Consider the following 11,215-nt stretch of genomic DNA (forward strand, 5'->3'; position numbering starts at 1 on the left):
ATGACTTACTCCGTGGTTGGTCTGTGGCTTGCAACGGCCGAAGCTGCCGTAGCGGCCGGCCGGAACAGGTGGTTGAACATCAGGTCGACGCTATGGCACAGCGGCTCCACCGAGCGCTCCAGCTTCATGCGCAGCAAGGCGCCCTCCCAGGCATCCCAGACCAGCCCGGACAACTCGGCTGGCGCGATGTCCGCGCGGATGGCGCCCTGCGCCTGGGCCTGGCTGATCATGCCGGCCAGGCGTTCGCGCCAGGCCAGTTGTGCTGCCTGCAGGACTGCGCGGCAGGTGTCGCTCGACAAGGCGATCTCAGCCGCGAAGTTGCCGATCAGGCAGCCTGCCTGCACCGTCCTGGATTGGTGGTAGGCAATCATCTGCGTGAAGACGTAATGGATGGCCGCCATCGGCTCCGGCGGCGCGGCCTCCATCATGGCTTCCCACGACCGCTGCAGGTAGTCCGCATACTGCGCGACGATGGCCGCGGCGAAGGCTTCCTTGCTCTCGAAATGGTTGTAGAACGAGCCCTTCGGCACGCCGGCGTGGTCGGTGATCTGCTGGATGCCGGTGGCGTTGTAGCCGTGGCGCGAGAACAGCTCGCGCCCTGCCTTCGTCAGGCGGTTGGGGATGTCGGTCTTGTCTGCGGTGCGGGCCATGTGCGAATAATATGACCAGTCGTCTTATAAAGTCAAACGGTCGTGACCCTTGCCCGGCCCTTCGCCACAGTTACCTGCCGTCAATCGATCCGGAAGGCTCGATGAAGCACATTTAGCGCAAGCCGCCCGAGCGTTTCCGAACCACCAAAGACAAAATCCCTCGCAGCACACGCTGTCGAGGGGTTTTGGGAATAAGAGCCTGGCGATGACCTACTTTCACACGGGTAATCCGCACTATCATCGGCGCGGAGTCGTTTCACGGACCTGTTCGGGATGGGAAGGGGTGGTTCCAACTCGCTATGGTCACCAGGCATAAGGGGTTGCAGCGCTGAGGTTGAGGTCAACGCTGCGAATAGGGATGTAGTTGGGGTTGTGCGTCTTGTGTCAACTGTTTCGGCACAGTCACGATCACACACACCAGGCAAAACACACTGGTTATAGGATCAAGCCTTACGGGCAATTAGTACTGGTTAGCTTAACGCATTACTGCGCTTCCACACCCAGCCTATCAACGTCCTGGTCTCGAACGACCCTTCAAGGCGGTCAAGCCGCCAGGGAATCCTCATCTTCAGGCGAGTTTCCCGCTTAGATGCTTTCAGCGGTTATCTCTTCCGTACATAGCTACCCTGCGATGCCTCTGGCGAGACAACAGGTACACCAGCGGTACGTCCACTCCGGTCCTCTCGTACTAGGAGCAGCCCCCGTCAAGATTCCAACGCCCACGGCAGATAGGGACCAAACTGTCTCACGACGTTTTAAACCCAGCTCACGTACCTCTTTAAATGGCGAACAGCCATACCCTTGGGACCGGCTACAGCCCCAGGATGAGATGAGCCGACATCGAGGTGCCAAACACCGCCGTCGATATGAACTCTTGGGCGGTATCAGCCTGTTATCCCCAGAGTACCTTTTATCCGTTGAGCGATGGCCCTTCCATTCAGAACCACCGGATCACTATGTCCTGCTTTCGCACCTGCTCGACTTGTCGGTCTCGCAGTTAAGCACGCTTTTGCCATTGCACTTTAGGTACGATGTCCGACCGTACCAAGCGTACCTTCGAACTCCTCCGTTACACTTTGGGAGGAGACCGCCCCAGTCAAACTGCCTACCATGCACTGTCCCCGACCCGGATTCACGGGTCAAGGTTAGAACCTCAAACAAACCAGGGTGGTATTTCAAGGACGGCTCCACGTGAACTAGCGTCCACGCTTCAAAGCCTCCCACCTATCCTACACAGATCGGTTCAAAGTCCAATGCAAAGCTACAGTAAAGGTTCATGGGGTCTTTCCGTCTAGCCGCGGGGAGATTGCATCATCACAAACACTTCAACTTCGCTGAGTCTCGGGAGGAGACAGTGTGGCCATCGTTACGCCATTCGTGCAGGTCGGAACTTACCCGACAAGGAATTTCGCTACCTTAGGACCGTTATAGTTACGGCCGCCGTTTACCGGGACTTCAATCAAGAGCTTGCACCCCATCATTTAATCTTCCGGCACCGGGCAGGCGTCACACCCTATACGTCCACTTTCGTGTTTGCAGAGTGCTGTGTTTTTATTAAACAGTCGCAGCCACCATTTTATTGCAACCCCTTCACCCTTCTGGCGCAGGCCAGTCAAGCTACCAGGGCGTACCTTATCCCGAAGTTACGGTACCAATTTGCCGAGTTCCTTCTCCCGAGTTCTCTCAAGCGCCTTAGAATACTCATCTCGCCCACCTGTGTCGGTTTGCGGTACGGTCTCGTATGACTGAAGCTTAGAGGCTTTTCTTGGAACCACTTCCAATTGCTTCGCAGCACTAGGCCGCTCGCCCCACATCCTTGAATCCCGCGCCCGGATTTGCCAAAGCGCCTTCTCCAATGCAGGGACCGGGACTTCCAACACCCGGACAACCTTCCGCGATCCGTCCCCCCATCGCATCATACGACGGTGCAGGAATATTAACCTGCTTCCCATCAGCTACGCATCTCTGCCTCGCCTTAGGGGCCGACTCACCCTACGCCGATGAACGTTGCGTAGGAAACCTTGGGCTTACGGCGAGGGGGCCTTTCACCCCCTTTATCGCTACTCATGTCAGCATTCGCACTTCTGATACCTCCAGCATCCTTTACAAGACACCTTCACAGGCTTACAGAACGCTCTCCTACCACGCACATTACTGTGCGTCCGCAGCTTCGGTGACTGGCTTAGCCCCGTTACATCTTCCGCGCAGGACGACTCGATCAGTGAGCTATTACGCTTTCTTTAAAGGGTGGCTGCTTCTAAGCCAACCTCCTGACTGTTTTAGCCTTCCCACTTCGTTTCCCACTTAGCCAATCTTGGGGACCTTAGCTGGCGGTCTGGGTTGTTTCCCTCTTGACACCGGACGTTAGCACCCGATGTCTGTCTCCCGTGATTGCACTCTTCGGTATTCGGAGTTTGCTATGGCGGGGTAATCAGCAATAGACCCCCCAACCATGACAGTGCTCTACCCCCGAAGGTGACACACGAGGCACTACCTAAATAGTTTTCGGAGAGAACCAGCTATTTCCAGATTTGTTTAGCCTTTCACCCCTATCCACAGCTCATCCCCTAACTTTTCAACGTTAGTGGGTTCGGTCCTCCAGTACGTGTTACCGCACCTTCAACCTGGCCATGGATAGATCATCTGGTTTCGGGTCTACACCCAGCGACTCAACGCCCTGTTCGGACTCGCTTTCGCTACGCCTTCCCTAATCGGTTAAGCTTGCCACTGAATGTAAGTCGCTGACCCATTATACAAAAGGTACGCCGTCACCCGTTTCCAGGCTCCGACTGTTTGTATGCATGCGGTTTCAGGATCTATTTCACTCCCCTCCCGGGGTTCTTTTCGCCTTTCCCTCACGGTACTGGTTCACTATCGGTCGATCACGAGTATTTAGCCTTGGAGGATGGTCCCCCCATCTTCAGACAGGATTTCACGTGTCCCGCCCTACTTGTCGTACACCTAGTTCCACAATCGTGCTTTCGCATACAGGGCTATCACCTGCTATGGCCGGGCTTTCCATCCCGTTCTGCTAACACCACTGCTAAAGAGTACAAGGCTCTTCCCATTTCGTTCGCCACTACTTTGGGAATCTCGGTTGATTTCTGTTCCTGCAGCTACTTAGATGTTTCAGTTCGCCGCGTTCGCTTCCCTGACCTATGGATTCAGTCAGGGATGACCCATACGGGCCGGGTTTCCCCATTCGGACATCTCCGGATCAAAGCTTGTTTGCCAGCTCCCCGAAGCTTTTCGCAGGCTACCGCGTCCTTCATCGCCTGTGATCGCCAAGGCATCCACCACATGCACTTGTTCGCTTGACCCTATAACGAGTGTGTCTCGATCGCTCGAAACAGTCGCTACAGGATGAGTTCTCGCATTTGTGCCGTATTCCAAGTCATCTTTCGATCACTTAAATACATTTTGGTTGATACAATCACAACCCGGTATCGCGTTTAACTACTGTGCTTCTCATCAAAGCACCGCGACACCTTTACTACATCCCATATTTTTAAAGAACAGCCGATCTTGCGATCGCTTGGCAATGCCAAATGAAAACACTCGGCAACGAGTGCTTTCATTTGGCCACCTGGCCTTAACCACAAACAAACCGATAAGTGTGAACGCTCGACTTCGGATGCACGCTCTGAAAGGAGGTGATCCAGCCGCACCTTCCGATACGGCTACCTTGTTACGACTTCACCCCAGTCATGAACCCTGCCGTGGTAATCGCCCTCCTTGCGGTTAGGCTAACTACTTCTGGCAAAACCCACTCCCATGGTGTGACGGGCGGTGTGTACAAGACCCGGGAACGTATTCACCGCGGCATGCTGATCCGCGATTACTAGCGATTCCAGCTTCACGTAGTCGAGTTGCAGACTACGATCCGGACTACGATGCGTTTTCTGGGATTAGCTCCCCCTCGCGGGTTGGCAACCCTCTGTACGCACCATTGTATGACGTGTGAAGCCCTACCCATAAGGGCCATGAGGACTTGACGTCATCCCCACCTTCCTCCGGTTTGTCACCGGCAGTCTCTCTAGAGTGCCCTTTCGTAGCAACTAGAGACAAGGGTTGCGCTCGTTGCGGGACTTAACCCAACATCTCACGACACGAGCTGACGACAGCCATGCAGCACCTGTGTCCACTTTCCCTTTCGGGCACCTAATGCATCTCTGCTTCGTTAGTGGCATGTCAAGGGTAGGTAAGGTTTTTCGCGTTGCATCGAATTAATCCACATCATCCACCGCTTGTGCGGGTCCCCGTCAATTCCTTTGAGTTTTAATCTTGCGACCGTACTCCCCAGGCGGTCAACTTCACGCGTTAGCTACGTTACTGAAGAAATGAATCCCCAACAACTAGTTGACATCGTTTAGGGCGTGGACTACCAGGGTATCTAATCCTGTTTGCTCCCCACGCTTTCGTGCATGAGCGTCAGTGACGTCCCAGGGGGCTGCCTTCGCCATCGGTATTCCTCCACATCTCTACGCATTTCACTGCTACACGTGGAATTCTACCCCCCTCTGACATACTCTAGCCTTGCAGTCACAAGCGCCATTCCCAAGTTGAGCTCGGGGATTTCACGCCTGTCTTACAAAACCGCCTGCGCACGCTTTACGCCCAGTAATTCCGATTAACGCTCGCACCCTACGTATTACCGCGGCTGCTGGCACGTAGTTAGCCGGTGCTTATTCTTCCGGTACCGTCATCGACCCCAGGTATTAACCAGAGCCATTTCTTTCCGGACAAAAGTGCTTTACAACCCGAAGGCCTTCTTCACACACGCGGCATTGCTGGATCAGGGTTGCCCCCATTGTCCAAAATTCCCCACTGCTGCCTCCCGTAGGAGTCTGGGCCGTGTCTCAGTCCCAGTGTGGCTGATCGTCCTCTCAGACCAGCTACTGATCGTCGCCTTGGTAGGCTCTTACCCCACCAACTAGCTAATCAGACATCGGCCGCTCCTGTAGCGCGAGGCCTTGCGGTCCCCCGCTTTCACCCTCAGGTCGTATGCGGTATTAGCTAATCTTTCGACTAGTTATCCCCCACTACAGGGCACGTTCCGATGTATTACTCACCCGTTCGCCACTCGCCACCAGGCCGAAGCCCGTGCTGCCGTTCGACTTGCATGTGTAAGGCATGCCGCCAGCGTTCAATCTGAGCCAGGATCAAACTCTTCAGTTCAATCTCTGTGTGGAAGCCTCGCGGCTCCCTCGCTCTTTCGAGCGGTCGCTCACTCTCAGAAAACTGACTGACCAGATCCGAAGATCCAGTCACGTTTTGCTGTGCGAGCACTGTATAACTTGTAAGCTAAAAGACCGAAGTCTTTCGCATCCGTTATCAAGCGCCCACACTTATCGGTTGTCTGTTTGTTAAAGAACCTGCCCTTCCGTTACCGTCCGGGCCGCATCCGGCTTTGCCGTTTGCGTTACTGCGTTTTGTTTGCAGCGGAGAAACAAGACTATAAAGAAGTTTCTGCGAATAATCAACTGTTTTCGAGAAATTCTTTATTCCGGAAGGCTCGCTCATTCGAGCCGAGTTAATCCTTGCGGGTCTTTTCCCACAGCTCGTTGCGCGGTGCCTTGCGAACGAGGGGGCGAATAGTAAAGCCTGGATGGCTGCCACGCAAGCATTTTTGAAAAGAAATTTAAAGAGCCTCTTTTGCCACTTGACGGCATCGACCCACGACCTGGATATGGAACGGGAGGCGCGACGGCATGGCACTTCCTCGTCGGACGGGCGCCTCATTACGCTTGCCTGCGCTGTAGCTCGGACAGGATCTGTTCAGCAAGGAAGTCACAAGGCGGCCGCTTTGACTTTGTGCTGCGCGCCAGCACCAGCTCCAGCCCGGCCAACTCTGGCAGGCCCTGGGCCGGGCCAAGGATGGTGAAATGCGCCGGGACCGCACATCGCGCAAGTGGCGCCACGGCCAACCCTGCTTCGACCATGCTGAGCAGGCCCAGCAGGCTGGGACTCTCGTAGGACATGCGATAGGCGATCCTGGCTTGCTCCAGGCTGCGGATCGCAATGTCGCGGGCGACGCTGCCCGGCTGGAACACGGCAATCGGCAGCGGCCGCTCGTTCCAGATTTCGTGCGCCGCCGGTGACGCGGCCCACACCATCGGTTCCAGCCGGATGAACTCCCCGGACAACCCTTTCACTCGCGTTGCGCAGACCAGGTCGACCGTTCCGTCCTTGACCATGGGCGCCAGGGCCACGCTCGGCAAGCCAATGACCTGGATCTCGACCTTGGGGTACGTCGCCGAGAATTTCTTCAGGATCGCCGGCAGCAGGGATGAGGCATAGTCATCCGGCATGCCGAGCACCACGCGCCCGGTCACGTCGGGACGGACCACGGCCGCCCAGGCCTCGTCACGCAAGGCCAGCATGCGGCGCGCGAAGCCCAGCAATACATCGCCTTCCGGGGTCAACACCACATTCCTTGGCTTGCGCACGAACAGCGGCTTGCCCAGCGCCTGCTCCAGCGCCTTGATCTGCATGCTGACCGCCGACTGCGACCGGTGCACGAGTTCCGCCGCGCGGGAAATGCTGCCCGTATCGGCAACCGCCACCATCATGGCCAGCACATCGAGGTCAAGCGCTTTCATTGGTATCAGAAAAACTGAAGCAACAGATCAATTTTACGCGTTTTTCTTAATCGTCGGCCCTCGGCATACTGGCCGAAAACGTTGACGACCTATGCCACAGCCGATCATGGACCACCCCTTGCGCGACAGCCTTGCGCGCGAACTGCATGCCCGACCCTTCCTGCGCATCGGCGGCTCCGCCTCGCTGACGCACTTCGCCATCTATGCCGACGGCGATACCGCCATCCACCACGCCTTGCTGGCCTCCCTGTGCCGGCTGACCGGACTGGAAGAACCGGCCGACGGCGTGACGCACTATTCAGGGCGTTGGGGCGAAGACAAGCAGCTGAAGTGGGAGCGGCACACCGAGTTCTCCACCTTCACCTTCGTGGCGCAGCGTGGTGACGCGGACTACTTCTCCGACCTCGCCACTTCCCATATTCCGGCCGAGTGGTTCGACAGCTTCGCGGGAAAGCGCCTGGTGGCGCTGCGCATGGAGCTGGTCTCGGGCGAGGCCGCGGCCCATGCGCGCGACCACGTGAGGCAATGGATCGACGGCCCGATCCTGGCGGGCAGCCATGTGCTGGGCGGCGGCGAGGTGTTCTGCGACTGGACCATCCCGCCCGACGGCTTTACACGCTTCCTGGTCATCGACAACGGCTTCCGCGAAGTGCAAGGCGGACGGCTGCTGCAGCGGCTGTATGAAATCGAGACCTACCGGATGATGGCACTGCTGGCCTTGCCGGTGGCGCGTGACCTGGGCCGCAGCGTGGACAACCTGCAGCGCTCGCTCGCGCCGCTGATGCGCAGCATGGACACCAGCCAGGGCGGCCGCCACGATGCCGAGCTGCTGGAGCGGCTGACGCACCTGGCGGTCCGCATCGAGGCGCTGGCGGAATCCGGCAACCGCTTCAGCGCGTCGCGCGCCTACGAGAAACTGGTGCTGGCGCGCATCCAGGAATTGCGTGAAGAGCGCATCGAAGGCATACCGACCATCGCCGAATTCATGGAACGCCGCTTCGCGCCTGCCATGGAGACATGCAGGTCGGTCTGGGCGCGCCACGAGCAGTTTGCCGGCCGCGTGGCGCGCGCGCTTGACCTGCTGCGCACGCGCGTCAACCTGGCGCAGGAGCAGGACACCACGCGCCTGCTCGAGGGCATGGACCAGACCGCGCGCAGCCAGCTGCGGCTGCAGCACGCGGTCGAGGGCCTGTCGGTGGCGGCCATTTCCTACTACGTGCTGTCGCTGGCGGGTACCGGGCTCAAGGCGCTGCACGCGGTGCATCTCCCGCTGGACCCGGAGCTGATCAAGGGCGTGTTGATCCTGCCCGTGGTGCTGATGGTGCTGCGTGCAACCAGGCGCAGCAAGCATGCCGGGCATAAAGCGGCAGCGCGGCAGCCGGCTGCGAATCAGGCCGCGTAGGGTCAGGTCAGGGGCAGGCGACCGTCCCGCCCTGCCCCGCGGCTCGCCGCAGAAGACGCATCGGGCCAAGAGCCTCAATCGCCCGCATCTGCGCCGCATCCCGGACAAAGAGCGAGCCGGCGAACGCCAGGGCATTGACCGAGATGCCTTCCACGCACTCCGTGGCCCTCGGCACCAGCAGCAACCCTGCGGGCATGACCAGCAGGTTGTATGGCGCCGACTGGCGCAGCCCGCCCCCGACCTCGACCGCCCGCACGCCAGCCGCATCCAGCAGCGCGCGATAGCGCTCGTACGCCGTGCACGCTGCCTCTTCCACGGTCGCCGCAAACAGATCCAGCGGCGCGAACGCATGCGCAAATGCCAGGCCGGGCACGGCGCCAATGGCACCGGCGAACCGCGCCGCCTCCAGCAAGGAGCCGATCGGTAGCGCCGAGCCGCCCTCGGCGAGCGGCAACGGCACGATCTGCAGATGCTTGTGGCCTTGGCTCGCTCCCGCCGCTGCCCCGCCGTTGTAGAAGCCCAGGCTCGGGAACTCCGCCATGCAGGCCAGCAGCGCTTCAAAGTCCGGTACTGTCAGCAAGGATTCCTGCGGTTCGAAGCGGCGGGTGACGATGAGCAGGTGATGCGCGATGACATTGAACTTGTTGAGCAAGGCCACATGGGTGTCGGAGATATCCGCAACAAACAGTGCGGGGTCATAGGGCAGGAATGGATTGCCCCCGGCACGGCTCGTCCTGCGTGCCTTGTCCTTGCGCGCCAGGCTGGACACCTGGCGGACCAGGAACCGCACGCCGCCATCCTCAATCGTCGCCTGGACATTTTCGATCGGGCACAACGCCCCGCTCTGCAGGGCGTACGACGTCCGTTGCAAGATAGCCGGCCACAGCGTGCCAGGCTGAAGGTGTCGATGGTGCATGGATGGCTTTCAATCCCACTCCAGCATAGAACACCCCGTCAATCCTGCTCGCGCAGGAGCCTGGCCACGTTACGCTCCGCAAGCGCCGCGATGGTGCGCGAAGGGTTCAGGCCGAGCGGACGCGGGACGATCGAACCGTCCATGACATACAGTCCCTTGCAGCCAAATACCCGGCCCCATGCATCGACGACGCCGTCCGCGGCGGAGGTCCCCATGTTGCAGCCCCCCAGCGGGTGCGGTGTGATCAGGTTATGCCACCGCCGCCAGGTGACCGGCACCCTCGGATCCCCGCCAGTCGCTTTCGAGAGCTGGGTATGCGCTGCAATCATGGCCTCGATGACGGGCACCGATGCCTGATAGGACCAGTCGAGCCGCAGCACACGACGCCACGGTGCGTACCAACTCCGGCCCAGCCTCAACTGGCCATCGCCAGGGTCCACGCCTTGCCCGAACCAGGGCATCATCCGCTCGACCGGATCGCCGTCGTCAAACAGCCCGCCGACATCCTTCCACACAGCGCGCAGCTTGCGGGAACGCGTTCTCTTCATATGCCGTCGAATGAAGTTGCCTGCGAGGTTCGGGATGCCGCCGTCCTCCACGAAGATCGCCTGCCCGTTTGGCCCGCCGTGGTCCAGAAAGTCGATTGCGGCGGAGATGGTCACGCCATGCGAAGGCGAGACTGTCCTGTGGTCATAGAAGGCTGGCGTCACGAAGTCGCCATTGTGGGCCCAGCCATATCCCAACCGTGGTGACAGCCCTGGCAGCGTGCGATGCTCATCCCGACAGCGCAGCAGTAGCTCGGTGCTGCCGATGGAGCCAGCTGCCAGGATCACCCTGGCAGCCGTGACTTCACCGGGGCTTGTCGTTTGTTCCTCCGCATCGATTTTCCTGAAGCATACCCGCCAGCCCTGCTGCAGGGGCTCGAGCTTGTCCACCAGGTGCAGGGGACGGATTTCGGCGCCATTGTCTTCGGCCACCGCCAGGTAGTTCAGGTCCAGCGTATTCCTGGCCGATACCTGGCACCCCACGTCGCAGTTGCCGCAATGGACACAAGTGCCCTGCCACCTGCCGTGCTGGTTCAGGAATTTCTCTGAATGACGGTCATCGCGGGCGTCTCGTCGCGTGGGATCCCAGTGCTCGGAAAACGTCACCGCCAGCGGCAGCTTGCGGAAGCGTCCGCCCCACCCGCATGCTTCGGCCCCCTCGCGCAACAGCCGGGTTCGCTCGCTCACCTGATTGTCCGGCACTTCGCTCACCGCGAGCATGCGCCCGACCTCCTCATAGTGGGTCTGCAGGGCGGCATAGGTCACCTCTTTCGGCCAGCCGTGCCGGAAGGCTTCCGGCCTGGCCTCCACGGAAACGTTGGCGTAGATCAGCGAGCCGCCACCGACTCCGGCACCGGCGATGACCCATACATCAGAGAAGGTCCGGATATCGGCCCAGCCATTGAAGCGATGCGCACGCTCCTGGTTCCACAACCAGGCATCACTCTCGTCGCGCGGGTAGGTCGCCGGGCTCCAGCGCCGGCCGCGCTCCAGCACCAGCACCTTGCGGCCGGCCTGCGCGAGCCTGCAGGCCGAGACCGCGCCACCGAAGCCGCTGCCGATGACGACGACATCGAAGGCAAGCGCATTGCTCATCATGA

General features: G+C 59.5%; 5 protein-coding genes and 3 rRNA genes. 1 reads left to right on the forward strand and 7 read right to left on the reverse strand.

Annotated elements, in window-relative coordinates:
- Positions 1 to 5: 5 nt before the first annotated feature.
- The 5 genes from ACZ5MJ_RS09920 to ACZ5MJ_RS09940 form a co-directional block, all read right to left on the reverse strand.
- Complete coding sequence (locus ACZ5MJ_RS09920; RefSeq protein WP_464219040.1) at positions 6 to 650, reverse strand: TetR/AcrR family transcriptional regulator; 645 nt, start codon at positions 648 to 650, stop codon at positions 6 to 8.
- A 197-nt stretch (positions 651 to 847) separates the two neighbouring features.
- Positions 848 to 961 (reverse strand): 5S ribosomal RNA (rrf, locus tag ACZ5MJ_RS09925).
- Positions 962 to 1,089: 128 nt separating this feature from the next.
- Positions 1,090 to 3,970, reverse strand: a 23S ribosomal RNA gene (locus ACZ5MJ_RS09930).
- A gap of 326 nt (positions 3,971 to 4,296) precedes the next feature.
- A 16S ribosomal RNA gene (locus ACZ5MJ_RS09935) occupies positions 4,297 to 5,828 on the reverse strand.
- The 16S, 23S and 5S rRNA genes sit together here, the layout of an rRNA operon.
- A gap of 563 nt (positions 5,829 to 6,391) precedes the next feature.
- Positions 6,392 to 7,252, reverse strand: coding sequence for a LysR substrate-binding domain-containing protein (locus tag ACZ5MJ_RS09940; RefSeq protein WP_464219042.1), 861 nt, complete (start codon positions 7,250 to 7,252; stop codon positions 6,392 to 6,394).
- Between the two features lie 106 nt (positions 7,253 to 7,358).
- Here ACZ5MJ_RS09940 and ACZ5MJ_RS09945 point away from each other — a divergent pair, with 106 nt between their 5' ends.
- Positions 7,359 to 8,654 carry a DUF3422 family protein gene (locus ACZ5MJ_RS09945; protein WP_464219043.1) on the forward strand — a complete coding sequence of 432 codons (1,296 nt, stop codon included), beginning with the start codon at positions 7,359 to 7,361 and terminating at the stop codon, positions 8,652 to 8,654.
- A 7-nt stretch (positions 8,655 to 8,661) separates the two neighbouring features.
- Here the strand turns inward: ACZ5MJ_RS09945 and ACZ5MJ_RS09950 are convergent, their stop codons facing one another.
- On the reverse strand, positions 8,662 to 9,570 hold the full coding sequence (locus ACZ5MJ_RS09950) for an ATP adenylyltransferase family protein (protein ID WP_464219045.1): 909 nt from the start codon (positions 9,568 to 9,570) through the stop codon (positions 8,662 to 8,664).
- A gap of 38 nt (positions 9,571 to 9,608) precedes the next feature.
- Positions 9,609 to 11,213: a GMC oxidoreductase gene (locus tag ACZ5MJ_RS09955; protein WP_464219046.1), complete on the reverse strand. Its 1,605-nt coding sequence runs from the start codon at positions 11,211 to 11,213 to the stop codon at positions 9,609 to 9,611.
- Positions 11,214 to 11,215 lie beyond the last annotated feature (2 nt).

Source organism: Cupriavidus sp. LA-1, assembly GCF_055385985.1.

Excerpts from the sequence above, each read along its gene's own strand:
- ACZ5MJ_RS09920 (WP_464219040.1), bottom strand. The coding sequence starts at position 650 with ATGGCCCGCACCGCAGACAAGACCGACATCCCCAACCGCCTGACGAAG.
- ACZ5MJ_RS09940 (WP_464219042.1), bottom strand. The coding sequence starts at position 7,252 with ATGAAAGCGCTTGACCTCGATGTGCTGGCCATGATGGTGGCGGTTGCC.
- ACZ5MJ_RS09945 (WP_464219043.1), top strand. The coding sequence starts at position 7,359 with ATGGACCACCCCTTGCGCGACAGCCTTGCGCGCGAACTGCATGCCCGA.
- ACZ5MJ_RS09950 (WP_464219045.1), bottom strand. The coding sequence starts at position 9,570 with ATGCACCATCGACACCTTCAGCCTGGCACGCTGTGGCCGGCTATCTTG.
- ACZ5MJ_RS09955 (WP_464219046.1), bottom strand. The coding sequence starts at position 11,213 with ATGATGAGCAATGCGCTTGCCTTCGATGTCGTCGTCATCGGCAGCGGC.